Origin of the sequence: Streptomyces sp. 4F14 (assembly GCF_048159485.1) — a bacterium.
GTDB lineage: Bacteria > Actinomycetota > Actinomycetes > Streptomycetales > Streptomycetaceae > Streptomyces.
Window position 1 is genome coordinate 19,509 of record NZ_JBLRVY010000006.1, and the last position, 25,412, is coordinate 44,920.

Genomic DNA, 25,412 nt, shown 5'->3' on the forward strand with positions numbered 1-25,412 from the left:
TCCTCGTGGCCGCACTCCTCCCCCGACAGCCCAGATCGGAGCCCCCCCATGCCCTCCCCCCGTACCGCCATCGTCGGCGGCGGTCTCGGCGGCCTCACTCTGGCCCGCGTCCTGGCGGTCCACGGCATCGAGGCCGTCCTCTACGAGGCCGACGCCGCCCCTGACGCCCGCCCCAGCCAGGGCGGCACCCTCGACCTGCACCCGGAGTCCGGCCAGCGCGCCCTGAAGGAAGCCGGGCTCACCGACCGGTTCCTCGACGCGGTCCGCCCCGAGGGCCAGGACATGAAGCTCTTCGACAAGCACGGCACGCTGCTGCGCGAGGACACCGCGGGGGCGGACGACATGGACCGCCCCGAGATCGACCGGGGCACGCTGCGCGACATCCTCATGGACTCCGTCGCCCCGGAGACGATCCGCTGGGGCAAGCGCCTCACGGAGGCCGCCCCCCTCCCCGACGGCCGCCACGAACTGCGCTTCGCGGACGGCACCGCCGAGACCTGCGACCTCCTCGTCGGAGCGGACGGCGCCTGGTCCCGCGTCCGCCCCCTGCTCACCGACGCCCGCCCGGCCCACAGCGGCGTCAACTTCGTCGAACTCCGCATCACGGACGCCGACCGCACGCACCCGGCCATCGCCGAACTGGTCGGCCGGGGCAGCCTCTACGCCCTGGGCGACGACAAGGGGATCATGCCGCAGCGCAACGGCGACGGCATGATCCGTACGTACGTCGCCCTGCGCACCCCCGAGGACTGGCTGACCGCCTCGGGCATCCCCTTCGACCGCCCGGACGAGGCCCGCGCCGCGCTCCTGTCGTACTTCGCGGACTGGTCACCGCGGCTCACGGACCTCATCCGGCACTGCGACGACACCCTGCTCCCCCGCCCGATCACACAACTCCCCGTCGGCCTGCGCTGGGAGAGCCGGCCCGGCGTCACCCTCATCGGCGACGCCGCCCACCTGATGTCCCCCTTCGCCGGCGCGGGCGCGAACCTCGCGATGCTGGACGGCGCGGAACTGGCCCTGACGATCGCGCGGCACCCGGGCGACCCGGCGGCGGCGATCGCGGCGTACGAGGAGGCGATGCACGCGTACGTCCTCCCGGAGGCCGAGACCGCCTCCCGCCATCTCGCCCTCATGATCTCCCCCGACGGGGGCCGGCGGTTCCTGGCGTTGCTGGAGCAGTTCGACACCGGACGCTGAGCCGCGCCCCCGCGACTCGGCGTACCGATTCGGCCGCTCGCCCCTCGGCATCGGCCACCGCGTCGAGGTTATGGGGGGGTACAAGCTCGACCCCCTTCCGTCCGGGAACGGTGGCTACCGTGGACGTATGGACCCTCGCCCGGACAACCGCGACGACATCCGTGACTTCCTGGCCCGCAGGCGTGCCCAGCTCACGCCGGAGGAGGTCGGGCTGCCCGCCGGCGGCCGGCGCCGGGTGCCGGGGCTGCGCCGTGAGGAGGTCGCGATCCTCGCCGGAGTGAGCACCGAGTGGTACACCCGGCTGGAGAAGGGCCACATCGGCGGCGTCTCCGAGGACGTCCTCGACGCGGTGGCCCGCACGCTGCGGCTGGACGACGACGAGCGCACCTACCTCTTCGACCTCGCCAAGGCCGCGCAGCCCGGCCCCGCGACCCGGCGCCGCCGCAAAGCCGTCGACGTCCCGCCCCGCATCCAGTGGCTCCTCGACTCCATGACCCTGTCCGCGGCGTACGTCACCAACAGCCGCCTGGACATCGTCGCCGCCAACGCGCTCACCCGCGCCCTGTTCTCCCCCCTGTACGCCAGCCCCACCACGGACCGGCGCGGACGGCCCAACTTCGCCCGGTTCTGGTTCCTCGACGACACCTCCCGCGACTTCGCCGACGACTGGGAGGGCGGCGCCGCCACCACTGCCGCGCTCCTGCGCGCCGAGGCGGGCCGCTACCCCGACGACAAGGCGCTGCGCGAGCTCGTCGGGGAACTGTCCACGGTCAGCGCCGAGTTCCGTACCCAGTGGGCCACCCACCGGGTACGGGTCCACCACGGCGGCGTCAAACGCCTGCACCATCCCGAGGTCGGCCTGCTGGAGCTGACCTACCAGCCGCTGGACCTGCCCATCTCGGCCCGCGAGACACACTCCCTGACCATCTACACCGCCGAGCCGGGGACCCCCGACGAGGACCGCCTCAAGCTCCTCGCGAGCTGGGCGGCCACCCCCGCCCGGCAGAACGACGAGAGCCCCGAGACCCACCGCCCGTCCCGGTGACACCGGGCACCTACCTCCGGTAAGGCGAGGTCCTGCCGCGCCCGCTCGTGTTCTCCCCCGAAGGCCGGCGAACCGGTCACGGGGATCGCGGTCGCCGAGGTACGGAGTCCCGCAACCCGGCGGTGGAGCCGGGCTACATCGTCACCGGAGTGGGCCGACGTGTCCCCCTGGCCGAGCGGCGACACGCGGTTCACCGGCGGCGAACTCAAGCCGCTCCCGCCGGGGGCGGATCTGGTTCGCCGAGCACCAGGGCGTCAGCGCCAGTACCTCGTCCAGCACTCCCGAGGTACTGATCCGCCCGTGCGGCGGCTCTCACCGTGCGCGCGCCGCCCCCGGCCCCACCGGAACGTCCCCGCGCAGGGTGATGCGGTGCATGACCCGGTGCTGGTCGCCGTAGTCGCGGTTGGCGTAGTGGGCCGTGCTGCGGTTGTCCCAGAGGGCGACGTCGCCGGGCTGCCAGCGGTGGCGTACGACGTGTTCGGGCTTGGTGAGGTGGGCGTACAGGATGTCGAGGACGCCCCGGCTCTCGTGTTCGGAGACGCCGGTGATGTGGGAGGTGAAGCCGGGGTTGACGAAGAGGCCCTTGCGTCCGCTCTCGGGGTGGACCCGTACGACGGGGTGTTCGGCCGGGGTCAGTTCGGTGAAGACCTCGCCCTCCCACAGGTTGCCCTGGCCCTGTCTGCGCTGGGCGAGGTAGTAGCCGAACTCGCGGCTGCCGTCGTGGACGGCGGTGAGGGTGTCGACGTACGCCCGCAGCCCCGGCGAGAGCGACTCGTAGGCGAGCTGGCTGTCGGCCCAGTTGGTGTCGCCGCCGTTGGGCGGCAGGACGACGGCCCGCAGGACGGAGATCGCCGGGGGACGCCGTACGAACGTGACGTCCGTGTGCCACACGTCGGCGAAGCCGTTGTCCTGGCTGTCGAGGGAGTACACCTCGGGGGCGACGTCGCCGGAGTCGTGGACGGGGTGTCCGACGGTGACCTCGCCCAGGCGCCGGCCGAAGTCGATCTGCGCGGTGTCGTCGAGGTGGTGCTGGCCGCGGACGAACAGCACTTTGTACGCCACGAGTGCCTCGCGCAGGGCGAGGATCTGGTCGTCGTCGAGCCGGCCGAGGTCGATGCCGTGGATCTCGGCGCCGAAGTTCGGGCCGAGTGCGGTGATCGGCAGTTCCGCCAGGGCGGGCCGCTCGCTGAGGATGCTCACCTGGGTGTCCTTCCGGAAGGGATCGGTGACGACGCCGCGGCCTTGACGGCGTGGGCGACGCGGGCCCGCAGTTCGGCGAACTCGCGGGAGCCGCGCAGCTCTTCGGCGTCGATGTCGCCGCGCGGCAGGGGGATGGGCAGGTCGAGGGCGACGGTGCCGGGGCTCTTGGTGAGGACCACGATGCGGGAGCCGAGGAACACGGCCTCGTCCGCCGAGTGCGTGACGAACACCGTGGTCCGCCCGGTCCGTCCGGCGACTTGGCGGACGTCCTCCTGGAGCCGCTCCCGGGTGAGCGCGTCCAGCGCCGCGAAGGGTTCGTCGAGCAGGAGGAGCGGGTTCTCGGCGGCCAGGGCGCGGGCGATGGCGACGCGCTGCTGCTGGCCGCCGGAGATCTCCCAGACGCGCCGCGCCTCGGTGCCCTCCAGGCCGACCCGGGCCAGCAACTCCCCGCGCCGCTCGGGCCATCGGGCGCGCGGCACCCCGGCGTACCGCAGCGCCAGGTCGACGTTGCCCCGCACGGTCCGCCACGGGAACAGCCGGGGCGTCTGGAACACCACACCGGCCGTGTCACCGGGACGCGGCTCGCTGCCGGCGACCCGTACCGAGCCGTGCGTGGGCCGCTCGAAGCCCGCGATCAGGCGCAGCAGCGTGCTCTTGCCGCAGCCCGAGGCGCCCACGAGGACGAGGAACTGCCCGGCCGGTACGGTCAGGTCGACCGGTCCTACGGCGGTGACGGCCTCGCCGCCCCGGCCGTACCGGTGGGTGACCTGGTCGAGGCGGACGGCTCCGGTCAGGTCACTTGAGGACACCGGGCAGCCCCTTGAGGTAGAAGGCTTCGCGGACCGCGTCCTCGGAGGGTGCGCCGTCGACCTGCTTCTGGGCGGCCAGGAACCGGCCCGTGTCGGTGACGTACGTGAGCAGCTTGCCCGGGCTGCCGTCGGTGCCCAGCCAGTCGGCGGAGACCACCTGCTCCGGGGTGAGGAACACGCCCTGCGAGAGCTGCGCCCTGGCGTCCGCCGCGCTGATGCCGAGTTCCGCCGACACCGCCCTGACCGAGCCGTCGGGGTCGGACTTGAGCAGGCTCAGTGCCTGGGCCTGTGCCTTGCGCCAGGCGTCGATCGCGGCGGGGTTGCGGGCGATGAGGTCGTCCGAGACGACGGCGAGGTCGAGGGTCGGCTTGCCCGCCGCGCCGACCTCCTTGCTGCTGGTGAGCTGGGTGCCGGTCTCGCGCAGTTCGTCGAGGGTCGGCAGCCAGACGTACGCGGCGTCGATGTCGCCCCGCTGCCAGGCGGCGAGGATCGGCTGCGGCTGGAGGTCGATGAGCTGGACGTCGGACGGCTTGAGTCCGGCCGTCTCCAGCGCCGCGAGCAGGCTGTAGTGCGAGGTCGAGGCGAAGGGGGTGGCGATCTTCTTGCCCTTGAGCCCGGCGACGTCCGTGATCCCGGTGGCCTTGCGCGCCACGAGGGCCTCGTTCTCGCCCGCGACGTCGAGGATCCAGGCGACCTTGTACGGGATGGGTGAACTCCCCGACACACCACGGGCGAACGGGCTGGAGCCCAGGGCCGCGATGTCGAGGGACTTGCCGAGGAACGCCTGGTTGACACTGGCGCCGGAGTCGAACTTGATCCAGCTGATCTCGTGGTCCGGCAGCGCCTTCTCCAGCAGCTTCCCGTTCTTCACGAGCAGGTCGCCGCTGGGGAAGGCGAAGTAGCCGATACGCAGCCGCTCGGCGCCGGACGCCGACGACGCGCTGTCCGAGGAGCAGCCGGTGACGGCGGCGGAGACGGCGGCCAGGGCGCCGGCGAGGAGGAGCCGGCGGGACGGGCCGTGCAGGGCAGGGGGCATGAGGGGGCCGTTTCTGTGGGAGGGGGGACGGAACCGGAAGTGCTACGCGCGACCGCGCCACGGAACGACCGCGCGTTCCAGCCACAGCAGCAGCCCGTCGATGATCAGACCGGAGACGCCGATGGCGATGATGCCGACGACCACGACCGGGGTGTTGTTGTAGTTGGCGGCGTCCTTCACCATGCCGCCGATGCCCGGCAGCCCGTTGACCAGCTCGGCGGCGACCAGGGAGGAGTAGGCGACCCCGACGGCGAGCCGGACCCCGGTGAGCGTCTCCGGCAGGGCCGACGGGAGGACCACGTCCCGGACGACGTCCCACCGCGACGCCCCGAGCGCACGCGCCGCCTCGGTCAGGCTCTTCGGCACGGCCGCGACGGCCGCGGTGGTGGACACCGCCACGGGCGGGAAGGCGGCCACGGCCAGCAGCGTGATCTTCGGTTCCTCGTCGATGCCCAGCCAGATGATGAGCAGCGAGAAGTACGCCAGCGGCGGCAGCGTCCGCAGGAAGGTGATCCAGGGTTCGAACAGGGAGCGCACCCAGCCGACGGTCCCCATGAGCAGCCCGAGGACGACCCCGGCGGCGATGCCGAGGCCGGCGCCGAGCGCGATGCGCCGCAGGCTGACGCCGAGGTGCTCGACGAGGGTGGTGCCGTTGTAGCCCCGTACGCCGTCGTGGGTGGTGGAGACCTCGACGAACGCGTCCCACACCTTGGCCGGCGGGGGTACCAGCGTCTCGCTCCACGTCCCGCCGGCCGCGAGCAGCTGCCACAGGGCGAGGAAGAGCAGGAGCGAGCCGAGCGGCAGCGCGGCACGGCGCAGCCGGGCCCGAACGGCGGGTGACGGCCTGCGGGACGGGGGCGGTGCGTCGACAGGCGACGTGGTGTCATCGGGCTTGGACACAGAGGGAATCGTGGACATGGCTGACCCCGGGCGAGAGTGGTGCCGGACGGAGACACGACGCACCCTCGGACAGGGCGCGTCGGCGGAGGCCGGGTCAGCGACAACACGAACCCGGGCGTCGGCACAGGTCGATGACCAGGCGTCGCACCAAGGGCTCGGAATTCATGAGGCACATGTGTACAGCAACCGGGGCGGGCCGCCAAGGGGCGTCCACTCTCCGGAACGCGGGGCGGCGGGGCCGGGGAACGCACCTCGCGCGGCCTCAGGGGCGGGCCGGAAAAGGGAGGTTGAGCCGGTACCCCCCATAAACCCGACCTGCCTCGTCCGGCGCGGGGCCGGTTTCCTGGAATCCGTGCCTCGGCCATGACACCACCGGCCGTCGCATCTTCCCCGTACCGACCCGGATATGAGGTCCCTTCCATGGAACGTCGCAAAGCGCTCGGCCTGATCGCCGCCACCGGCGCCGCCGCCACTTTCACGGCCACGCCCGCCTTCGGCGCGGAGACCGCCCGCGCGGGCGCCGCCGGAGAGGGAAGGGGCAAGGGCGGCTACACCTTCGCGCTGGACAAGAACGTCAAGCGGACCTCGGTACGGTTCACGAACCGCTACGGCATCGAACTCGCCGGTGACCTGTACGTGCCGAGGAACGCCCGGGGCAAGCTGCCCGCCCTCGCGGTCAGCGGTCCGTTCGGCGCGGTGAAGGAACAGGTCTCGGGCCTGTACGCCAACGAATTCGCCCGCCGCGGCTATGTCACCCTCGCCTTCGACCCCTCCTTCACCGGGGAGAGCGGCGGCAAGGTGCGCGACGTGGGCTCGCCGGACATCAACACCGAGGACTGGAGCGCCGCCGTCGACTTCCTCGGCCTGCGGAAGTTCGTCGACCGTAAGCGGATCGGCGCGCAGGGCATCTGCGGCCTGAGCGGCATGGCCCTCACGGCGGCGGCCGCGGACAGCCGGATCAGGGCGGTCGCCACGGCCGCGATGTACGACATGTCGCGCGCCATGTCCCGCGGCTACCAGGACTACTACACGCGTGAGCAGCGCCAGAAGATCGTGGACCACCTCGGCCGGCAGCGCTGGATCGACGCCGAGAACGGCACCTACGCGCGGCTCTCCGCGGAGATCCCCTTCGACGAGAACGGCAACGTCGCTCCCTCCGACCGCGGTCTGCCCGAGACCCTCCCGGCGGACGCCGACCCGATCACGGCGATGTTCTTCGACTACTACCGCACCGGGCGCGGCTACCACCCCCGTTCGGTCAACTCCACCACCGCGTGGACCGGGACCACGCCGATGTCGTTCTTCGGCTACCGGCAGATGACGAACATCGACCTCCTCGCACCCCGCAGGGCCCTCCTGGTGACCGGCTCCGAGGCGCACTCCCGCTACTACTCCGAGGACGTCCAGAAGACGGCCCCCGAAGCCGTCGACCTCCTGGTCGTCCCCGGCGCGGACCACGTCGACCTGTACGACCGCAAGGACGTCATCCCGTTCGACCGGCTCGACGCGTTCTTCACGAAGAACCTCGCCTGACGCAACGGGGTGCGGCTCTCCGGGCTGCCGTTGACGACGGTGGCCTCGGCGTCGGCGGGGAAGACGCCGTACGCCTGGATGCGGGTGTCGTACTGGTCGCTCCAGAAGCAGGGGATCGGGGCGAAGGCACGGCGTTCGCCGAGGATGTCGGCGGCGACGGTCATCCACGTTCGGGGCCGGGCCCCGGGACAGAACCCGGCAGGCGCCGGCCGCGCCCGTCAGTCCTCGCGCACGACCGGCGCCTGCCACAGGGCCGTGATCGCGTCGATCAGCCCGTTCGCGGCCTCCCGCCAGCTGGCCCGAGCGGTCGCCCTGCCGTCCGCGACGGCCCGCTCCCGCTCGGCGACCATCTGGGTGATGAGGTGCCGCGTCATGGCGGAACGCTCCTCGTGCACCCCGTCCGGCAGTTCGGGCAGCAGCCGGAACAGGCCCTCCTGGAGTCCATCCATCGACGGCGAGGCCGCGGCGAACTCCTCGGAGACGACCGCGCGCAGCGCCGGATCGGCCGTGACCTGTGCGATGAACCGGCCGTACCAGCTCGGAGTGCCCAGCGACTCCACGTGCGAGATGACCGGACGCACCGCACAGGCCACCCAGTCCCGCAGTTCGGCGGAGTCGCCGACGTCCGCGACCATGCGCTGCCGGAAAGCCTCTATCCCTTCCGCGTGCCGTCGCACCAGGGCGCGCACCAGGTCGATCTTGGTGCCGAAGTGGTAGCTCACCGCGGCGTTGTTGCCCTGCCCGGCGGCCAGACTGATCTGGCGGTTGGCCACCGCGTGCACTCCGTGCTCGGCGAAGAGCCGCTCCGCCGCGTCCAGGAGCGCCTCACGCGTCGCGGTGACCTGCTCGTCCCGCTTCGTCCTGCTCGCCATCATCACCACCCGCTCGGGACATCACACGACTCCGCACCGGCCCGTCCCCCAGACCGTGCGGGCCCTCGGCCGGGGCGGCGAGGACAAGCGGACGAAAGCCTACGCAATGAGGCGACCGGTTCACGCCGGCGCTCTCCACGCTCCCCACACCTTCCGTTACGACGGGATTCAGCCAGCCCGACTTGTACGTGCCCACCCCCAGGCGTACATTTTAAATCAACCCGTTGACTTAATCCCTTCGGGTCATCCATCACCCGTCCAGACGGAGACCAGCCATGTCCGAGACCCCCACACAGTCCTCCGCGCCACCCTCATCGAACGTGATCGTGGCTGTCCTGGCCTTCGCCGGGATCGTCGTCTCCCTGATGCAGACGCTGGTCATCCCGATCGTCCCCGAGCTGCCCGAACTGCTCGACGCGCCGGCCTCCGACACCGCCTGGGCGGTCACCGCGACCCTGCTGGCCGCCGCCGTCGCCACCCCGATCGCCGGACGCCTCGGCGACATGTACGGCAAGCGGCTGATGCTGCTGACCAGCCTCGTCATGCTGACGGCCGGTTCGACGATCGTCGCCCTGAGCGACTCCCTCACCCCGATGATCATCGGCCGTCTGCTCCAGGGCCTGTCGGCCGGTGTCATCCCGCTGGGCCTGAGCATCATGCGCGACGAGCTCCCCGCCGAGAAGCTCGCCTCCTCCACCGCGTTGATGAGCGCCTCGCTCGGCATCGGCGCCGCGCTCGGACTGCCGATCGCCGCGTTCGTAGCCGACAACTTCGACTGGCACATGCTGTTCTGGGCGTCCGCCGTCCTGGGCGCGATCGCCACGGTGACCGTGCTGCTGCTGGTGCCCGAGTCGAAGGTGCGCAGCGGCGGGCGCTTCGACCTGGCCGGCAGCGCCGGGCTCGCGGGCGGGCTGGTCTGCCTGCTGCTCGCGATCTCCAAGGGCGGCGACTGGGGCTGGGGCAGCGGCACCACCCTCGGACTGTTCGCCGGCGCCGTCGTGATCTTCCTCGCCTGGGGCTTCCTGGAGCTGCGCACCAGCCAGCCGCTGGTCGACCTGCGCACCACCGCCCGCCCGCAGGTGCTGTTCACCAACCTCGCCGCGCTCGCCTTCGGGTTCTCGCTCTTCGCGATGCAGCTCATCGTCCCGCAGCTCCTCCAGCTCCCCGAACAGACCGGCTACGGCCTCGGCGAGGACCTCCTCACCGTCGGCCTGGTGCTCGCGCCGCAGGGCCTGATCGTGATGGTCGCCGCCCCGCTCTCCTCGAAGATCTCCCAGGCCAAGGGCCCCAAGCTGACCCTGATGCTGGGCGCCCTCATCGTCGCCGCCGGGTACGCGCTCAACATCTTCATGATGAGCGAGATCTGGCAGCTGATCTTCATCTCCTGCGTCATCGGCATCGGCATCGGCTTCGCCTACGGCGCCCTGCCCATGCTGATCATGGGCGCGGTCCCGGTCTCCGAGACCGGCTCGGCGAACGCCTTCAACACGCTGATGCGGTCCATCGGCACCTCGATCGCCAGCGCCGCGACCGGCGTGATCCTCGCCCAGATGACCACCGACTTCGCCGGGCACGCACTGCCCTCGGAGAACTCCTTCAAGGTGATCATGGGCATCGGCTGCGGCGCGGCCCTGGTGGCCTTCCTGCTCTCCTCCCTCCTCCCGCGCCAGCGGCAGTCCCTCGCCACGGACGCGGGTGCCGCCCACGCACCCGCCCCCGCGCAGAAGGCATAGGCCCGCCCCCTCGGCCGGCGCGCTCCCCGTACGGGCCCGCGCGCCGGCCCGTACGGCATCCCCGCACGACCTGGCCCTCCCGTCCCCGTCCCCTCCCCCCACGCACGGACACCGCGCCGTCCTTCCCTGCGGACGGCCCCGCGGACAGGACTCCCCATGCTCGACGCCCGCTACCGCTCTCCGAACGCCCACCCCCGCATCGCCGAGGCCGCGCTCTTCGTCACGCTCTTCGCCTGTTCCTTTCCCGGCAGCATGATCACGATCCCGAGCGACGACCTGGACGTCTCCTGGTGGCCCAGCGTCGTCCTGACCGGCCTCGGCTGTGCGGCGCTGGCCGGTCGGCAGCGCCGTCCGCGCGCCACGGTGGCACTCACCGCGCTGGGCGCGGTCGTGGTGACCGCCCTCGGCTACATCCCCACCGTGCTGCTCCTCGGCCCCCTGGTGGTCGCCCTGCACTCCCTGGCGGCCACCGCCCCCCGCCGGGTCGCCTACGGCCACGCCCTCTGCGTGATCGCGCTGATCTCGGCGACCGGACTCCTGTTCGGCCCCGGCGAAGTCCCCCCGCTCCTCAGGCTGATCGGCCCGACGGCCTGGCTGCTGCTGCCGACGGCACTGGGGAGCGCCCGGCGGTACCACCTGGCGTACCTCGCCCTGGTGGAGGCGCACGCGGAGCACGCCGAGCGCAGACGGGAGGAGGAGGCGCGGCTGAGGGTGGCCGAGGAGCGGCTGCGCATCGCCCGCGACCTCCACGACGTCGTCGCGCACCACATGGTGCTGGCTCATCTCCAGGCCCGGACCGTGTCCCGCCTGGTGCGCACCCGGCCCGAGGAGGCCGGCCGGGTCTCGGCTGATCTCGCCGGGACCGCGACGCTCGCGCTCGACGAACTCAAGGCCACCGTCGGCCTGTTGCGTGACCCGGGCACAGTGCCGGACGAGCAGGACGGCCCGGGGCTCGACCGTCTCGCCGACCTCGCCGCCTCCTTCCGCAGCGCCGGGCTGACGGTCACCGTCGTCACCGAGGGGGAGCCCCTGCCGGTGCACGCCCCCATCGGTCTGGCGGTGTACCGGATCGTCCAGGAGGCCCTCACGAACGTCACCAAGCACGCGGACACGGCCCGCGCGGAGGTGCGGCTCGCCTTCGCGCAGGGGCACCTGAGACTCACCGTCGCCGACTCCGGCACCCGGCGTCCCGCCGGTCCGACGACCACCGGCTACGGGCTGCTCGGGATGCACGAGCGGGCCCGCTCGGTCGGTGGCCGGCTGCGCGCCGGGCACCGGCCCGAGGGCGGGTTCGAGGTCGTCAGCGACCTTCCGCTGCCTTATCCGGACGCAGCGGATGCCGCGTGAAGAACCGCCACATCACGTCGCTCGCGTTCACCTCGTAGGACACCTTCCCCAGCTCCGGGAAGGCGTCCGGATAAGGGGAACCCGGCCAGGTGTGGCCACCGTCGGAGATCGTGTACAGGCTCACTTCGGCCCCGGCGCGGCACGGCCGGCTGGTCGTGAGGGTGACGTGTTCGGTCAGCTCGCGGTCGCGGGGTTTCCCCCGGCACCCGTCGAGCGCCGCCCATCGGCCGTAGGCGGCCGGTACGGAGTACTGCCAGTAGCCGGCACCGCCCCCGTCGTACGGGTTCACCGTGTCCGCCTGTCCGTGGAAGGCCAGGACGGGAACCGGACGGGACGGAGCGCAGGTGGCGGGGTCGGGGCCGGCGGGGCCGGGGTTGCCCGCGCGCAGGCCCGCGACGGGGGCGACGGCGGCGATCCGGTCGGGCAGCCGGCAGGCGAGCAGGGAGGCCATGCGTGCCCCGCCCGAGAACCCGGTGGCGTAGACGCGGCTCTCGTCGGCGCAGAGGCGGGCGGCGACGGCGTCGATGGTGTCGGCGAGGAAGCGGACGTCGTCCCGGTCGTCCGGGGAGGGGAACTGCCCGGAGGTGTTGGGGACTCCGGGGATGACCCAGGTGTGTCCGTCCGGGGTTCCCGGCTGCGGCACACCGCCGTCGGGTACGGCGACCAGGAAGCCGCCGCGGTCGGCGGTCTGCCGCATGCCGCTGATCGCGAGCTGGTTCTCGCCGTTGGAGCCGCTTCCGTGCAGGTTGAGGACCAGGGGGACGGCGCGGCGCCCCGTGTACCCCTGCGGCACGTACACCGACACCGGGTAGGTGGTGCCGGCCGAGGTGACGGGGACGGTCACGGTACCGGCGGGGGCGGCACAGCGCGGCTCGGCCGCGGCCTGCGCCGGGGGTGTGACGGCGAGCCCCGCCGTCAGCACGAGGAGGAGGTGGGAGAGGCGTCGGAGCATCGTGGTCGCCTTCCGGGAAGAAGGGTCAGGGAGGGCCAGATGGTGCGTACCGTTCTCAGGGGATCGTGCGTGACGCGGGAATCGTCCGACCAGACCAGGACCCGCCGTTCACCGGCGTCGCACTGGCGGGCAGCGTCGGCGACGGTGGCCTCGGCGCTCGTCAGACGGCTGACCAGGCGTCGTCGACCGGGAGGACCGCGCCGTTGACGAAGGACGCGGCGTCGGAGGCCAGGAACACGATCGCGGCGGCCTGCTCCCGCGCCGAACCTCGGCGGCCGATGCCGGCGCCGATCAGCGGGCCGATGACGGTGGGGCCGTAGGCGTCCGGGCCCGCGTCGACCTCGATGCTCGTGATGGTCGGCCCCGGTGCGATCGCGTTGGCCCGGATGCCCTGTCCCCGGTACATCACCGCGAGACTCTTCACCAGCCCGACGACCCCGTGCTTGGCAGCGGTGTAGGCGGCACCGGCCGCGCTGCCCCGCAAGGACGCCTCGGAGGCGGTGAAGACGATCGACCCGCGCTTGGCGGCGAGCATGTACGGCAGGGCGGCCCGGGTCAGCAGGAAGGGTGCCGTCAGGTTGATCCGGACGACGCGCTCCCACTCGGCGTCCCGCGTCTCGCCGAGCGCGGACATCCGGTCCATGATCCCGGCGTTGTTCACCAGGACGTCGAGTCGTCCGAAGGCGCCGACGGCCCGCCCCACGACCTCGTCCACCACCTTCTGGTCGCTCAGGTCACCGACGACCGCGAGAGCCCGGCCGCCCGCCGCCCCGATCTCCCCGACGGTCTCCTCCGCGCCCGCCCGGTCCAGGTCGGCGACCAGGACCCTCGCACACTCCGCGGCGAACTTCAGCGCGGTGGCTCTGCCGATACCGGACGCGGCGCCCGTGACGATGACGCCGTGGCCTTCGAAAGTGGTCATGGAGTGGTGATCTGCCTTTCCGTAGAGGTGTCGAACCGCCGTACGGTGCCTTCGCCGTCGGCGGAGAGGATGAGGGCGGCGGCAAGGCCCGCGAAGAGGCGGGGAGAGCCGGTCATGCCGTGAGTGAAGAGCGCGGGCGGTCCGAGCGCGGCTGGGGTGACGGGCAGGTCGTCCGCGCCGATCCGCACGACCGTCCCGGCGTGGTCGTCGCCGACCAGGCAGCGGCCTTCGGCGTCGAAGGCGGCATCGACAGGAGCGACGGTGACGCCGTTCGAACCCCGCAGCGGGCTGGGCGGGCCGAGGGGCACCGTCACTGGTCCGCCCCGAGCACGTCGTCCATGCCGCCCTCGGTACGCCAGCGCGCGAGCAGTTCGTGGAAGGCGACCGGGCCGTCGGCGTACGCCTCGTTGTGCTCCGGAACCTTGCCCTCGTTGTTGTAGTAGCCCGGCGTGCACTCGGCGCGGAAGGCATTGAGGTCGGGGGCGCTCTCGCGGAGGGAGGCGACCCACGACTCCTGGGCCGCGCGGGTGGGTTCGACGTACGGGGCTCGCCTGCGGTCCGCCTCGGCGATCAACTCGGCGACGTGGAGGGCCTGTTCGTCGAGGATGTGGACGAAGTTGACGGCGGCGGCGTTCTGGAGCGGGCCGAGCTGGAAGAGGTTCGGGAAGCCGTGGGTGGTGAAGCCGTGGAGGGTCTCGGGGCCCTGAGCCCATGCCTCGAAGAGGTGGACGCCGCCCCTTCCGTGGACAGGGAGTCGGCCCGAGAGGATGCCGGAGACGCCGGTCTCGAAGCCGGTGGCGAAGATCAGGCAGTCGACGGGGTACTCGGTGTCGCCGACGACGACGCCGGTCTCGGTGACGCGCTCGATGCCGTGGGTGTCGGCGGTGTCGACGAGGGTGACGTTCGGGCGGTTGAAGGACTGGAGGTAGGTGTCGCTGAAGGTCGGCCGCTTGCACATGTAGCGGTACCAGGGCTTGAGCTTCTCGGCGGTCTCCGGGTCCTCGACGAGGCGTTCGACGCGGGCGCGGATCTCGGCCATCTTCGTGAAGTCGGCGGTCTCGTAGGCTCGTTCACGTTCCTCGGCGGGGGTGTCCGCATAGGCGTTGCTCGGGACCAGCTTCTCCTGGAGCCGTGCGCTGGAGGTCCAGGCGTCGGCCACCAGGTCCTCGTCCGTACGAACGCCGGTGACGACCTTCAGGAAGTTGTCCCGGCGGTCCCGGTGCCAGCCGGGTTTCAGAGAGGCGGCCCAGTCGGGATCGGTGGGCCGGTTGTCGCGGACGTCCACGGAGGACGGGGTGCGCTGGAAGACGTACAACTGCCCCGCATCGGCGGCGAGATGGGGGACGACCTGGATCGCGGTGGCACCCGTGCCGACCAACGCGACGCGTTTTCCTGCGAGTTGGTTCATGCCACCGTCGGGGCCGCCGCCCGTGTAGGCGTAGTCCCAGCGGCTGGTGTGGAAGGTGTGGCCCTTGAAGGTCTCGATGCCGGGGATGCCGGGGAGCTTGGCCTGACTGAGGGTGCCGGTCGCGGTGATGACGTACCGGGCGCGGATCCGGTCACCCCGGTCGGTGGCCACGATCCACTCCGACTCGGCGTCGTCCCAGCGGAGTTCGGTGACGGACGTGCCGAAGCAGGCGTCGTCGTACAGGCTGAAGCGGCGGGCGATCGTCTGGGCGTGTGCGCGGATCTCCTCGCCGGGCGCGTACCGCCACGCGGGGATGTGGCCGGTCTCCTCCAGCAGCGGCAGGTAGACGTACGACTCGATGTCGCAGTGGATGCCGGGGTAGCGGTTCCAGTACCAAGTGCCGCCGACATCCCCGCCCTTCTCGACGATCCGTACCGATTCGACGCCGGCCTGCTTCAGCCGTACGGCCGCGAGGAGTCCGCCGAAGCCGCCGCCGACGATCAGGGTGTCGACCCGGTCGGCGAGGGGCTCGCGGGTTAACTCCCGTGCCGTGTACGGGTCTTCGGCGTAGTAGCCGAACTCCCCTGTCGCCGGGCGGTATTGGGCGGTGCCGTCGGGGCGGATGCGGCGGTCGCGTTCGGCTCGGTAGCGGGCCTTGAGGGTGGCCAGGGTGTCAGGGTTCATCACCCCAACTTCTATCACCTAAAGAATTTCAAAGCTAGGGTGCCCTCATGCACGCCAACACGAACCCGGTCGTCCCGGGCTTCTACCCCGACCCCACCGTCTGCCGTGTCGGGGACGACTACTACCTCGCCAACTCCAGCTTCGAGTACTTCCCCGGCGTACCGATCTTCCACAGCCGGGACCTCGTCACGTGGGAGCAGATCGGCAACGTCCTCGACCGGCCCGGCCAGTTGAGCGTCGCGCCGGGGCGGGCCGGGGCCAGCTGCGGGATCTACGCGCCGACGCTCCGCTTCCACGACGGCGAGTTCTGGCTGGTCACGACCGCCCGCGAGGACATCATGAAGGGGCACCTCATCGTCCGCGCGAGCGATCCCGCGGGCCCCTGGAGCGATCCCGTCCACACGACCGGCGCCATCGGGATCGACCCCGATCTCGCCTGGGACTCCGACGGGACCTGCTACCTCACGTACTCCTTCCCCGGCGGCATCCATCAGGCGGTCGTCGACCCCGCCACCGGGAAGCTGCTGTCCGAGCCCCGCCCGCTGTGGAGCGGCACCGGACTCGCGCACACCGAGGGGCCGCACCTCTACCGGCGCGGCGCGTACTGGTACCTCCTCGTCGCCGAGGGCGGGACCGGTCCGGGGCACGGAATCTGCGTCGCGCGGTCCTCCTCGCCGGCCGGGCCCTGGGAGGCACACCCCGCCAATCCGGTCCTGTCCCACCGCAGCACGCCGCATCCCGTGCAGAACGCCGGGCACGGGGATCTCGTCGAACTCGCCGACGGGTCCTGGGCGATGGTCCATCTCGGGGTCCGGCCCCGGGGGTCCTTCCCCGAGGCCCACGTCAACGGGCGGGAGACGTTTCTCGCCGGGGTGGACTGGGTGGACGACTGGCCCGTGGTCGTCGAGGACCGGTACGCGGTGCCGGAGGCGGCGACCGGGTTCGACGACGGGTTCACCGCTCCCGCGCTGCATCCCCGGTGGGTCTCGCCGGGGGTCGATCCGCGTACGTTCGCCGCACCTCGCGAAGGAGGCGGGGTACGCCTGTCCGCCGGCCGGGACTCCGCCGCCCGCGACGCCGAACGCCTCCTCGCCGTCCGTACGCGCGACGCGTCCTGGACAGCGACGGCCGATCTCCTCGCCGGGGACGCCGCCCTCGTCGTCCGCATCGACGACGCCCACTGGGCCGGGGTGCAGCGGGTCGGCGGGGTGGTGTCGGCGCGCGTCGTCATCGGGCCGCTGGACCAGATCCTCGGCAGCGCCTCCGGGGTCGCCGGGGAGTGTTCCCTCGCCGTGCGCGCGGTCGCCAACACCGAGGCGTTCAGCTTCGCGAAGGGGCCGGACGACATCGAGCTCGGATACCTGGAGGGGGACCAGTTCCGGGTGCTGGCCACTGTCGACGGGCGGTACTTCTCGACCGAGGTCGCGGGCGGGTTCACGGGGAGGGTGGTCGGGGTGGAGGCGCTGGGGGGCGAGGCGGTGGTGGGGAGGTTCGCGTATACGCCACGCTGAGGGGCAGGCCGGTGGACGGAGTCCGGTGAAGGAACACCACTGGCACCTCTCCGCCCGATCAGCCTCCGGCCCGCCCCCAGCCCCCGGGTTCCTCCTCGACCAGACCGCAGGAGCAGGGAAAGGCCATCAGAAACTGTCGTCCCCGCAACTGTCGAGGAACCGGACGACATCGACGACGAGTCCGGCGAGCACAGGCACCAGCGGGTCCGTATCAGTCATCTCCGCAACCTGTCCGCATCCACCCGTGCCGCCGTACGAGGCGTCCTCCCGCTGGGCCGCCCCATAGCGGGGGATCAACCAGCCGCATTCACCAGGTCCGTCAGTTCCGCCTCGGTCGTCCCTGCGCCCAGGCGGACGTCGAAGGTGTACGCCTCGTCGCAGAACACCAGGCCGAGGTGCGTGGGCGTCAGCCTGCGGAACACGATCGCCAGCCAGATCGCGTATTCCTGCCAGACGTCCATGTACAGGCAGATGCCGTCCGCGTGCAGGTACGCCTCAGCCGGGCCGTACTCCGCCTCGAACCTCCATATGAGGCTGCGTACTTCACTCCGCTCCGTCGAGGCGGTCTCCACCTCGGGCCACCGGGCGCTGATCGCCTCTGCCAGCGCGTCCCCTTCGACCACCGCCACAAACGTCATCGCCAGGGTCTATCAGCCGCCACTGACACAGCGGCGTCCGGCTGTCGTCCGAAAGAGGTCGACGTAGGCCGAAGTCGTGCTCGATCATGCGTTCATGCCGCTGAGGCCGGCCGCTGGATGTATGTCGTCGCGTTTCTCGCGGTGTGGGTGAACGGGGTCGTCGCGCTCTTCGGCTGACCCGGTCCCCTTAATTGCGTCGACACCCCCGTCCCCCCTCGGCAGAGTGTTCGTCCATGACGAGCAGCGAGTTGTGGAGCCGGGACAGCGCCGAACGGTACGACGTCGAGGAAGCCGAGAGGTCCTCGGCCGTTTTTCTCGGGCCGACTCTCGATTTTCTCGCCGGACTCGCCGGGGACGGACGGGCGTTGGAGTTCGCGATCGGGACGGGGCGGGTGGGGGTGCCGTTGCGGGAGCGGGGGGTGGCGGTCGTCGGGATCGAGTTCTCCGAGCACATGGCGAGGGTGCTGCGGCGGAAGGTGGATGAGGAGACGTTGCCGGTGGTCATAGGGGACATGGCAACGACCGTCGTCCCCGGGGAGTTCAGCCTCGTGTACCTCGTCTACAACACGATCTCGAACCTCCTCACGCAGGACGAGCAGGTGGAGTGTTTCCGCAATGCCGCCCGGCATCTCGTACCGGGCGGGCGGTTCGTCATCGAGCTGGAAGTGCCGCCGCTGCGGTTCCTGCCGCCGGGGCAGGTCGCCGTACCGTTCGACGTGTCGGAGGGGCATCTCGGGTTCGACACGTTCGACCTGGCCCGGCAGCTCCTCGTATCGCACCACTTCACGCGGGAGGAGGACGGCAGTTACCGCCGCGGCGCCTCCCGGCACCGGTACGCCTGGCCGGCGGAGCTGGACCTGATGGCGCGGATCGCCGGGCTGGAGCTGGAGCGGCGGGTGGCGGACTGGAGCGGGGAGCCGTTCACGGACGCTTCCACGAAGCACGTCTCCGTGTGGCGCAAGCCGTCCTGAGCCGCCGGACCACTGAGAGCCCGGCTCACCCCCGGGGCGGCCCCGCGTCCACGACCCGCATCGACAGCTCCAGCGGGTCGAAGTGGATCAGCGACTCCAGCCACCAGGTCGCACCGGCCTCGGCGAGCCCCGCGAGGTCGACGTCCTTGTCCTCCTCCCACGCGGGGCTCGCGTTGCCGCGTACGGCGATGTCGTACGGCCGGCCGGCGGGCAGGCCCGCGCGGCGCAGCGCCCGGCGGATGCCTGCGACGTCCTCCGGCGTGAGTTCGTGGTCCTCGGGGTTCGGGAAGATCCCGTCGCAGCCGGCGGCCCGGCGGATCACCCGGGGGTGGTCGGTGGAGCTGGCCATCCAGACCGGGATGCGGTACGGCTCGGGCTCGGTGGCCGGCAGGTTCACCCGGTAGTGCGGGCCGGCGTGTTCGATGGCCTCGCCGCCCCACATCGCCCGCATCAGCCCGAGCCCCTCGGTCAGCATCGACGCGCGGGTGGCCAGGTCGGCCGGTTCCCCGAAGCCGCTGAAGTCGCCGGATTCGTCGACACCGACGCCCGTCCCGACGACGAGCCGTCCCCGGGAGAGCCTGCTGACGGTGGACGCGTGCCGGGCGACCGTCCAGGGCCGGCGCCGCGCGAGCGGCGTGACGGCCGGACCGAGCAGCAGGGTCTCGGTGGCCTGTGCGATCGCCGCGAGCGTGGTCCACGGGTCGGCGATCGGCATCGTCGCGCTGACGACGTGGTCCCACAGGAACACGCCGTCCCACCCGGCGGCCTCCGCGCGCACCGCCAGTTCGACGAGGACGTTGGGGTCGCCGAAGGGACCGAACGGCGGCAGGTAGACACCGAAGCGCAGCTTCTCGTGCACGGGAACCTTCTCCAGGGCCGGGTGCTGGAACGCGGCGGACCGGTCGGCGGTCCGTCCGGGTCAGTGTGGCGGAGGCGGTTCGAGGCACCTGAATTGGGTCACCGGCATCCCACGGCCGGCGTCATTCCAGCCCTCCGCCCCTGCGTGCCACTCCCCCGAGCCACCCCAGACTCGGCTTCGGTGTCCTCACGAACGTCTCCCGGTCCACCTCGATGAGCCCGAACGTCGGCTCCCAGCGCCCCCATTCGAAGTTGTCGAGCGCGGACCAGTGGAAATACCCGCGCACGTCCACCCCCTCCGCGACCGCCCCGTACAGAGCCTCCAACGCCCCGGCCGTGTACGCGATCCGCCGCGCGTCGTCGGCGGTCGCGATCCCGTTCTCGGTCACCAGCAGCGGCACCCGCCCCTCGACGGCCTCCCAGGCGTGCCGCAGGGCGATGCCGAGGGCGTCGGGGCGGTAGGCCCAGCCGGTGAGCGTGTTGCCGGGGTGCGGCGGATGCGGGACGACGCCGCGCGAGTCGACCGTCTGACTCGTGTACGACTGGACGCCGAGGAAGTCGTCGCCGCGGGCTCCGTGGTGGTACAAGTCCTCCCAGGCGTACCGGAGTTGGGCACAGACCACCTCCGCCCCCGGCGCGGGGACCAGTGCCTGCTGGGCGACCGACCAGCCGACCTTCGCGGAGGTGCGTTCCCGCAGGACGCGGACGGCGGCCCGGTGCGCGTGGACGAGCCGCTCACCGATGCCGGTGTCGGGCACAGGGCTCCCCTCCCCCTGTGTGTAACTGGCCATCACCGCCAGCAGGTTGGGCTCGTTGATCGTGACGACCCACTCGACGCCGTCGAGGATCACGCAGACCTCCTCGACGTACCGGGTGAAGCGGTCGACGGCGGTGTCCCCGGTCCACCCGCCCTCGTCCGCGAACCACTTCGGGCTGCTGAAGTGGTGCAACGTGACGACGGGTTCGAGCCCGAGTTCCCGCGCGGTCTCGATCATCCGCCGGTAGTGGGCGAGTCCGGCGCGCGAGAACTCCCCGGGTTCGGGCTCGACGCGCGCCCACTCGACGCCGAACCGGTACGCGTTCAGGCCCGCGTCCGCGAGAAGGCGCATGTCCTCGCCGTAGCGGTGATAGCTGTCGAGCGCGTCGCCGCTCAGCTCCAGCCGGTCGCCGGCGAGGTGCTCCATCCGCCACCAGTCGCTGCCGGTGTTGTTGCCCTCGGTCTGGTGGGGAGAGGTGGACGCACCCCAGAGGAAGTCGCGCGGCAGAGCGCTCATGGACACCGTCCCAAGATCACGGAAATGTTTCGGTGTTGAAAATCTATCATTCACAAAATTTGAGGGCTAGCCTGCGGCCAACAAAGCACGAGGGGCTCCACCCCCCTCAGGAAAGGCCCGGGGTGCCACATGACTGTCAACGTCGACTCACCGCGTCGGGAAGACGAGGCCGGCAGGTCCGGCTTCGGCGCGCGGTTCGCTCTGATCCTGATCGCGCTGCTGTGGGCGTCCCAGCTGAACGGCCTGATCGGACTGATGGGGTCCAACGCGCAGGCCGAGATCGCGGTCCACTACAGGACGACGGAGATCGCCTGGTTCAGCCAGATCGGCCTGCTGGTCGGGGTGTTCTCGACGCCGTTCATCGTGAAATCGGCGGGGATGTTCGGCAAGAAGCGGCTCCTCGTGATCATCACGGCACTCGGTCTCGCCGGTGACCTGATCGCCGCGCTGTCCACGAACTTCGCGACCCTGCTGACGGGCCGCGCGGTCGCCGGCTTCTACGGCCCGTCGCTCGCGCTGGTGTACGCCCTGGCCCGGGACGTGTTCCCGCCGCGCCTGGTCGGCCCCGCGAGCGGCTTCCTCGGCGGCGGGATGGGCGTACTCGCGCTCGGCGGCCCCTTCCTCTCAGGCTGGGTGCTGGACGAGTTCGGGTTCCGGGGCGTCCTGTGGTTCATGGTGATCGCGACGGCGATCAGCCTGCTGGCGCTGCTGTTCGTCGTCCCGGAGAGCCAGGTCCGCGAACCCCGTACGCCGGTCGACTGGACCGGCGGCGCGCTCCTCGGCGGCGGCCTCGCGTCGGTCGTGTACGGCGTCGGCAAGGGCGAGCACTGGGGGTGGACCAGCGGACAGACCGTCGCCTTCATCGGCTGCGGCCTCCTCTCGGTCGTCGCCTTCGTCCTCGTCGAGAAGCGGGTCCCGCACCCCATGTTCCCGATCACCCTGCTCGGCAGGCGGCGCGTGTGGTCGACGTTCCTCGTCACGGGCCTGGCGCTCGGCGCGGTCTTCGCCCAGGGCATCGTCATGAACCTCCTGGTCCTCATGCCGAAGATCCCCGGTGTGTCCGAGGGGCTCGGCTGGACGGCCACGAAGAACGCGTGGGTCAGCGCGCCCAACAGCGTCCTGCTCATCGCGACGTCCGTCGTCACCGGCATCGTCGCCCGCCGCGTCGACACGCGGCTGCTGTTCGCGATCGGCGGCACGCTCGTCACGATCGGCGTCGCCCTGATCTCCCAGTTCCACCACTCGGTGGGCCAGTTGATGGGCGTCGGTGTCGTCAGCGGCCTGAGCATGGGCATCCTCGTCGCCCTCGTCCCCATCATGATCATCGAGTCGGTCCGCCCCGAGGAACAGGCCCTGGGCAACGGCGCGCAGAACATGATGCAGGGCGTCCTGCAAGGCGTCCTCACGCAGATCGCGTTCGTCGTCGTCGCCAAGAACAGCAACGTCGTCCAGGGCACGGCCTTCTACGTGGACGACAGCTACACCAACGGCTTCCTGCTCTTCGCGGGGGTCGTGGCGGTCGCGACGCTGCTGGTCGCGGTGGTGCCGAAGGCGAAGCGGCTGGACGAGGCGGAGGTGGGGCAGGCGGCGGGGTGAGGCGTACGGGGGCGGGGTGATCCGTACGGGTCACCCCGCGCCGTAAGCCGATACGGGTCACCCCGCGCCCCGGCCCGTACGCATCACCCGGCGAGTTCGACGGCCCTCACCCCGACTGACCGCACCCCGAGGCGACTTCCCCCCCCAGCCGGAGCCGCCCCGGGGTGCCACCGCCCCCGTAAGGACCCCCATGACCATCCACCTCCCCTCCCGCGCCATCCCCGTCCCCGCCTCCATCAGCCCCGAAGCCCGAGCCGCGCTCGCCCGCCCCGCCCCAACCCCCGTCCCCTACCCGGCACTTGATGACCACCCCGCCTGGCGTGCCCGCGCCGCCGCCCAGGACCGGCAGATGCTGGCCCACCTGGAGAAACCGACCTCCCGGATGCCGGTCGACGTGGCAGAGACCCGCCTCGACAACGGCCCCACCGTGTACGTCGCCACTCCCCGCCGGTCCCACGAACCCACCCCCGTCCACCTCTACCTCCACGGCGGCGGCCTCACCACGGGCGGTAGCGCCTGCTGCCGGGCGATGGGCATCGTCATGGCGGTCCGCTACACGGCCCCCACCTGGGCCGTCGACTACCGCATGCCGCCCGACCACCCCTACCCCACCCCTCTCGACGACTGCCTCACCGCCTACCGCCACCTCCTCACCCGCCACCGCCCCGAGGACATCGTCGTGGGCGGCGACTCGGCCGGCGGCAATCTCGCGGCGGCCCTCCTCCTGCGCGCCCGCGACGAAGGGCTCCCCCTCCCTGCCGCCGCCCTCCTCTTCTCCCCGGAGTTGGACCTCACCGAGTCCGGCGACTCGTTCCGTACGAACCTGGGGCTGGACCCGGTGCTCCCCCGCAGCCTGCTGCCCGCGAACCTCCTGTACGCGGCGGGCCACGACCTCGACGACCCTTATCTCTCACCCCTGTTCGGCGACTTCACGAAGGGTTTCCCCCCGACCCTCCTCACCGCCGGCACCCGCGACCTCTTCCTCTCCAACGCGGTCCGCATGCACCGCGCCCTGCGCAACGCGGGCATCCGAGCCGACCTCCACATCACGGAGGCGGCCCCGCACGGCGGCTTCTTCGGCCTCGCGCCGGAGGACCGGGCGATCGAGGAGGAGGCGAGGCGGTTCCTGCGAGCGCACTGAGCACGTCACGGCACCGCCGTGTTCACCCCAGGGCCAGCGCCTCCGCGAAGAAGTCCAGGGACCGGTCGACTTCCTTGAGGCTCGGGGTGCGGTTCAGGTGACCATGGAGCATCCCGGCGGCGCGATACGTCCGCACCGGCACACCCGTCTCCTCCAACTGGAGGGCGAGCAGGTCACCGGAGGGCCGCAGGTCGTCGTACTCCGAGAGGAGAACCGCCGTGGCGGGCAGGCCGGTGAGGTCGGCCGCGCCCGGCAGCGCCTCCGCGGGAAGCGCGGTCAGCCGGCCGACATAGTTGCGGACCATGTGCTCCATCGACGCGGTCGTGAAACGCAGAAGCGGCGGCAACTCCCACATGACAGCGGCCGTTTCGTCGTCCAGAGCCGGGGTCGGGAAGTGGACGAAGGGGTACGCGAGGAGGAGGGCGTCCGGGCAAGAGTCTTCGCGGGCGCGCAGGGCTGTGGAGAGGGCGAGGGCGGCACCCGCGCTCGCGCCGCCCAGGGCTGTGGGGCCGTCGTAGGTCTGCGTGAGCCAGCGCCAGGCCGCGTGTGCGTCGTCGACCGGGACGGGGTAACGGACACCGTCCACGGCGAGGCGGTAGCCGACGGAGACGACCGACGCCCCGGCACGGGAGGCGAGTTCGGCGGAGACCAGGTGCGCCTCGGGCATGTCGAGGTCGCCGCCCATGAAACCGCCGCCGTGCAGCCAGAGCAGGGTGCGGCGGGGGTCGGCGGGGGTGTAGACGCGGACCGGGATGTCGCCGTGCGGGCCGGGCACCGTACGGTCCTCGACCTGGACGCCGTCCGGGATCGTCCACTCACCGGGGTCCCGGAAGAACTCCGCGAGCCGGTTCATGACCTCCGGGTCGGACTGGGCGTCCTCCCAGGTGACGCCGTCCAGCAGGTGCGTCTTCGCGGCGAGGAAGGGGTCGAGCGGCACGAGGGTTCCTCCGTAGGGTTCAGTCGGCCGTCTCCTGCTCGGGAGCGGCCGAGGGGGTCAACAGACGCGTGAACGTCTCGGCGATCGCCGCGATGTCGACGGTCGGGTCGTGCATCCACTGGATCTGGAGGCCGTCCAGCACGGCGAGGAGGGCACGGGCGAGGTGCGCCGGGGGTTCGTCGTCCCGCAGCATGCCGGTGCGCTGCTGCTCCTCGAAGTCGCGGGTGACCTCGGCGGCGAGGCCGCGGTAGCGGTCGCGGAAGTGCGTGTACGCGGGGCTCTCGGGGTCGGTGGCCGCCGCGGACAGCGTGACGTACAGCTTCGCGAGGCCGGGGTGTTCGGTGGTGTGCCGGGTGCTCGCGACCATGCCCTCGATCAGGGTCTCGTTCGTCTCCTGACGTTCCTTGACGAACGTCTTGCCCAGCACGTCACGCCGCTCCAGCACCGCGAGGAGCAGGTCGTCGCGGGTCGGGAAGTAGTACGTCAGCGCCGGCTGCGTCACCCCGACCCGGTCGGCGATGTCCTGGAGCGAGGCGCGCTCGCCGTGCTCGTCGATCGCCTCGTACGCGGCCTGGAGAATCTGCTCCCGCCGCTCCGCGCTCTTGCGGTACGGCCCGCGCGGCTTGCGCTGACTGGTCACTCGGGGGGCCTTTCGCTGCTCCGTCACTCGACAGACCGTACTTCACGAGGGGAAAGGGGGTGGGTGACCGTGGGGGCGGGGGTTCGGGGCGGGAAGGGGTGCGAGGTCGGGGGGAGGGAGGGAGAGAGGTCGGTGTGTTCTTCGGGACCGGCCGCCGGTGTGTCAGGGCACCGGCGGCCGGCGGTTTGGGGCATTTCCCCCTGCG

At 71.7% G+C, this 25,412-nt stretch carries 23 protein-coding genes and 1 pseudogene; 9 read left to right on the top strand and 15 right to left on the bottom strand.

What is annotated here, in order from left to right:
- Positions 1–48: 48 nt before the first annotated feature.
- Positions 49–1,200, top strand: coding sequence for an FAD-dependent oxidoreductase (locus ACLZOT_RS11485; protein WP_416968707.1), 1,152 nt, complete (start codon positions 49–51; stop codon positions 1,198–1,200).
- Positions 1,201–1,327: 127 nt separating this feature from the next.
- Positions 1,328–2,245 (top strand): helix-turn-helix transcriptional regulator, encoded by a 918-nt coding sequence (locus ACLZOT_RS11490; RefSeq protein ID WP_416968708.1) that lies wholly within the window; start codon positions 1,328–1,330, stop codon positions 2,243–2,245.
- Positions 2,246–2,557: 312 nt separating this feature from the next.
- Here the strand turns inward: ACLZOT_RS11490 and ACLZOT_RS11495 are convergent, their stop codons facing one another.
- Genes ACLZOT_RS11495 through ACLZOT_RS11510 form a run of 4 tightly spaced genes read right to left on the bottom strand, consistent with a single transcriptional unit; the run spans position 2,558 to position 6,208 of the window.
- Positions 2,558–3,445 (bottom strand): TauD/TfdA dioxygenase family protein, encoded by an 888-nt coding sequence (locus ACLZOT_RS11495; protein ID WP_416968709.1) that lies wholly within the window; start codon positions 3,443–3,445, stop codon positions 2,558–2,560.
- Positions 3,442–4,254, bottom strand: coding sequence for an ABC transporter ATP-binding protein (locus ACLZOT_RS11500; protein ID WP_416968710.1), 813 nt, complete (start codon positions 4,252–4,254; stop codon positions 3,442–3,444). The genes ACLZOT_RS11495 and ACLZOT_RS11500 overlap by 4 nt, the downstream gene beginning before the upstream one ends.
- Positions 4,241–5,290 carry an ABC transporter substrate-binding protein gene (locus tag ACLZOT_RS11505; protein ID WP_416968711.1) on the bottom strand — a complete coding sequence of 350 codons (1,050 nt, stop codon included), beginning with the start codon at positions 5,288–5,290 and terminating at the stop codon, positions 4,241–4,243. Before ACLZOT_RS11505 ends, ACLZOT_RS11500 begins: the two co-directional genes overlap by 14 nt.
- Positions 5,291–5,332: 42 nt before the next feature.
- Positions 5,333–6,208 carry an ABC transporter permease gene (locus ACLZOT_RS11510; protein ID WP_416968712.1) on the bottom strand — a complete coding sequence of 292 codons (876 nt, stop codon included), beginning with the start codon at positions 6,206–6,208 and terminating at the stop codon, positions 5,333–5,335.
- A gap of 402 nt (positions 6,209–6,610) precedes the next feature.
- Here ACLZOT_RS11510 and ACLZOT_RS11515 point away from each other — a divergent pair, with 402 nt between their 5' ends.
- A complete protein-coding gene (locus ACLZOT_RS11515; RefSeq protein WP_416968713.1) occupies positions 6,611–7,723 on the top strand; it encodes an alpha/beta hydrolase in 1,113 nt (370 codons plus the stop codon).
- 53 nt (positions 7,724–7,776) lie between these two features.
- On the opposite strand, the pseudogene ACLZOT_RS11520 reads toward ACLZOT_RS11515, so the two are convergent.
- A pseudogene (locus ACLZOT_RS11520) lies at positions 7,777–7,887 on the bottom strand (hypothetical protein); the annotation flags it as partial.
- 54 nt (positions 7,888–7,941) lie between these two features.
- Positions 7,942–8,595, bottom strand: a complete 654-nt coding sequence (locus ACLZOT_RS11525; RefSeq protein WP_416968714.1) for a TetR/AcrR family transcriptional regulator — start codon at positions 8,593–8,595, stop codon at positions 7,942–7,944.
- A gap of 275 nt (positions 8,596–8,870) precedes the next feature.
- On the opposite strand from ACLZOT_RS11525, the gene ACLZOT_RS11530 reads away from it, so the two are divergent.
- Positions 8,871–10,328, top strand: a complete 1,458-nt coding sequence (locus ACLZOT_RS11530; protein WP_416968715.1) for an MFS transporter — start codon at positions 8,871–8,873, stop codon at positions 10,326–10,328.
- Positions 10,329–10,484: 156 nt separating this feature from the next.
- Positions 10,485–11,675 (top strand): sensor histidine kinase, encoded by a 1,191-nt coding sequence (locus ACLZOT_RS11535; RefSeq protein ID WP_416968716.1) that lies wholly within the window; start codon positions 10,485–10,487, stop codon positions 11,673–11,675.
- Here the strand turns inward: ACLZOT_RS11535 and ACLZOT_RS11540 are convergent.
- The 4 genes from ACLZOT_RS11540 to ACLZOT_RS11555 all read right to left on the bottom strand — a co-directional run bounded on the left by ACLZOT_RS11540 (position 11,629) and on the right by ACLZOT_RS11555 (position 15,641).
- Positions 11,629–12,627 (bottom strand): alpha/beta hydrolase family esterase, encoded by a 999-nt coding sequence (locus ACLZOT_RS11540; RefSeq protein WP_416968717.1) that lies wholly within the window; start codon positions 12,625–12,627, stop codon positions 11,629–11,631. The two genes, ACLZOT_RS11535 and ACLZOT_RS11540, sit on opposite strands and share 47 nt — an antisense overlap.
- A gap of 160 nt (positions 12,628–12,787) precedes the next feature.
- Entirely contained in the window at positions 12,788–13,549 is a 762-nt protein-coding gene (locus ACLZOT_RS11545) for an SDR family NAD(P)-dependent oxidoreductase (protein ID WP_416968718.1), read from the bottom strand.
- Positions 13,546–13,863 (bottom strand): hypothetical protein, encoded by a 318-nt coding sequence (locus tag ACLZOT_RS11550; RefSeq protein WP_416968719.1) that lies wholly within the window; start codon positions 13,861–13,863, stop codon positions 13,546–13,548. The genes ACLZOT_RS11545 and ACLZOT_RS11550 overlap by 4 nt, the downstream gene beginning before the upstream one ends.
- Positions 13,860–15,641, bottom strand: coding sequence for a flavin-containing monooxygenase (locus ACLZOT_RS11555; protein WP_416968720.1), 1,782 nt, complete (start codon positions 15,639–15,641; stop codon positions 13,860–13,862). The genes ACLZOT_RS11550 and ACLZOT_RS11555 overlap by 4 nt, the downstream gene beginning before the upstream one ends.
- A gap of 47 nt (positions 15,642–15,688) precedes the next feature.
- Between ACLZOT_RS11555 and ACLZOT_RS11560 the strand changes: the two genes are divergently transcribed.
- Positions 15,689–17,152 carry a family 43 glycosylhydrolase gene (locus ACLZOT_RS11560; RefSeq protein WP_416968721.1) on the top strand — a complete coding sequence of 488 codons (1,464 nt, stop codon included), beginning with the start codon at positions 15,689–15,691 and terminating at the stop codon, positions 17,150–17,152.
- Between the two features lie 293 nt (positions 17,153–17,445).
- Here ACLZOT_RS11560 and ACLZOT_RS11565 read toward each other — a convergent pair whose 3' ends face one another.
- Positions 17,446–17,790, bottom strand: a complete 345-nt coding sequence (locus ACLZOT_RS11565) for a hypothetical protein (RefSeq protein WP_416968722.1) — start codon at positions 17,788–17,790, stop codon at positions 17,446–17,448.
- Positions 17,791–18,023: 233 nt separating this feature from the next.
- Between ACLZOT_RS11565 and ACLZOT_RS11570 the strand changes: the two genes are divergently transcribed.
- A complete protein-coding gene (locus ACLZOT_RS11570; RefSeq protein ID WP_416968723.1) occupies positions 18,024–18,761 on the top strand; it encodes a class I SAM-dependent DNA methyltransferase in 738 nt (245 codons plus the stop codon).
- A 25-nt stretch (positions 18,762–18,786) separates the two neighbouring features.
- Here ACLZOT_RS11570 and ACLZOT_RS11575 read toward each other — a convergent pair whose 3' ends face one another.
- Both ACLZOT_RS11575 and ACLZOT_RS11580 read right to left on the bottom strand, forming a co-directional pair.
- Complete coding sequence (locus ACLZOT_RS11575; RefSeq protein WP_416968724.1) at positions 18,787–19,620, bottom strand: LLM class flavin-dependent oxidoreductase; 834 nt, start codon at positions 19,618–19,620, stop codon at positions 18,787–18,789.
- Positions 19,621–19,741: 121 nt separating this feature from the next.
- Positions 19,742–20,893: a glycoside hydrolase family 1 protein gene (locus ACLZOT_RS11580; RefSeq protein WP_416968725.1), complete on the bottom strand. Its 1,152-nt coding sequence runs from the start codon at positions 20,891–20,893 to the stop codon at positions 19,742–19,744.
- A 129-nt stretch (positions 20,894–21,022) separates the two neighbouring features.
- Between ACLZOT_RS11580 and ACLZOT_RS11585 the strand changes: the two genes are divergently transcribed.
- Both ACLZOT_RS11585 and ACLZOT_RS11590 read left to right on the top strand, forming a co-directional pair.
- The gene (locus ACLZOT_RS11585) at positions 21,023–22,489 is read left to right on the top strand and encodes an MFS transporter (protein WP_416968726.1); all 1,467 of its coding nucleotides are present in this window, start codon (positions 21,023–21,025) and stop codon (positions 22,487–22,489) included.
- 190 nt (positions 22,490–22,679) lie between these two features.
- Positions 22,680–23,630, top strand: a complete 951-nt coding sequence (locus ACLZOT_RS11590) for an alpha/beta hydrolase fold domain-containing protein (protein WP_416968727.1) — start codon at positions 22,680–22,682, stop codon at positions 23,628–23,630.
- 22 nt (positions 23,631–23,652) lie between these two features.
- On the opposite strand, the gene ACLZOT_RS11595 is transcribed toward ACLZOT_RS11590, so the two are convergent.
- Positions 23,653–24,567, bottom strand: coding sequence for an alpha/beta hydrolase fold domain-containing protein (locus ACLZOT_RS11595; RefSeq protein ID WP_416968728.1), 915 nt, complete (start codon positions 24,565–24,567; stop codon positions 23,653–23,655).
- 19 nt (positions 24,568–24,586) lie between these two features.
- A complete protein-coding gene (locus tag ACLZOT_RS11600) occupies positions 24,587–25,234 on the bottom strand; it encodes a TetR/AcrR family transcriptional regulator (protein ID WP_416968729.1) in 648 nt (215 codons plus the stop codon).
- Between the last annotated feature and the right edge of the window lie 178 nt (positions 25,235–25,412).

What these genes read in the sequence shown, in the direction of transcription:
- ACLZOT_RS11485 (WP_416968707.1), top strand. Translation starts at nt 49, where the DNA reads ATGCCCTCCCCCCGTACCGCCATCGTCGGCGGCGGTCTCGGCGGCCTC.
- ACLZOT_RS11490 (WP_416968708.1), top strand. Translation starts at nt 1,328, where the DNA reads ATGGACCCTCGCCCGGACAACCGCGACGACATCCGTGACTTCCTGGCC.
- ACLZOT_RS11505 (WP_416968711.1), bottom strand. Translation starts at nt 5,290, where the DNA reads ATGCCCCCTGCCCTGCACGGCCCGTCCCGCCGGCTCCTCCTCGCCGGC.
- ACLZOT_RS11510 (WP_416968712.1), bottom strand. Translation starts at nt 6,208, where the DNA reads ATGTCCACGATTCCCTCTGTGTCCAAGCCCGATGACACCACGTCGCCT.
- ACLZOT_RS11515 (WP_416968713.1), top strand. Translation starts at nt 6,611, where the DNA reads ATGGAACGTCGCAAAGCGCTCGGCCTGATCGCCGCCACCGGCGCCGCC.
- ACLZOT_RS11525 (WP_416968714.1), bottom strand. Translation starts at nt 8,595, where the DNA reads ATGGCGAGCAGGACGAAGCGGGACGAGCAGGTCACCGCGACGCGTGAG.
- ACLZOT_RS11530 (WP_416968715.1), top strand. Translation starts at nt 8,871, where the DNA reads ATGTCCGAGACCCCCACACAGTCCTCCGCGCCACCCTCATCGAACGTG.
- ACLZOT_RS11535 (WP_416968716.1), top strand. Translation starts at nt 10,485, where the DNA reads ATGCTCGACGCCCGCTACCGCTCTCCGAACGCCCACCCCCGCATCGCC.
- ACLZOT_RS11540 (WP_416968717.1), bottom strand. Translation starts at nt 12,627, where the DNA reads ATGCTCCGACGCCTCTCCCACCTCCTCCTCGTGCTGACGGCGGGGCTC.
- ACLZOT_RS11545 (WP_416968718.1), bottom strand. Translation starts at nt 13,549, where the DNA reads ATGACCACTTTCGAAGGCCACGGCGTCATCGTCACGGGCGCCGCGTCC.
- ACLZOT_RS11555 (WP_416968720.1), bottom strand. Translation starts at nt 15,641, where the DNA reads ATGAACCCTGACACCCTGGCCACCCTCAAGGCCCGCTACCGAGCCGAA.
- ACLZOT_RS11560 (WP_416968721.1), top strand. Translation starts at nt 15,689, where the DNA reads ATGCACGCCAACACGAACCCGGTCGTCCCGGGCTTCTACCCCGACCCC.
- ACLZOT_RS11565 (WP_416968722.1), bottom strand. Translation starts at nt 17,790, where the DNA reads ATGACGTTTGTGGCGGTGGTCGAAGGGGACGCGCTGGCAGAGGCGATC.
- ACLZOT_RS11570 (WP_416968723.1), top strand. Translation starts at nt 18,024, where the DNA reads ATGACGAGCAGCGAGTTGTGGAGCCGGGACAGCGCCGAACGGTACGAC.
- ACLZOT_RS11580 (WP_416968725.1), bottom strand. Translation starts at nt 20,893, where the DNA reads ATGAGCGCTCTGCCGCGCGACTTCCTCTGGGGTGCGTCCACCTCTCCC.
- ACLZOT_RS11585 (WP_416968726.1), top strand. Translation starts at nt 21,023, where the DNA reads ATGACTGTCAACGTCGACTCACCGCGTCGGGAAGACGAGGCCGGCAGG.
- ACLZOT_RS11590 (WP_416968727.1), top strand. Translation starts at nt 22,680, where the DNA reads ATGACCATCCACCTCCCCTCCCGCGCCATCCCCGTCCCCGCCTCCATC.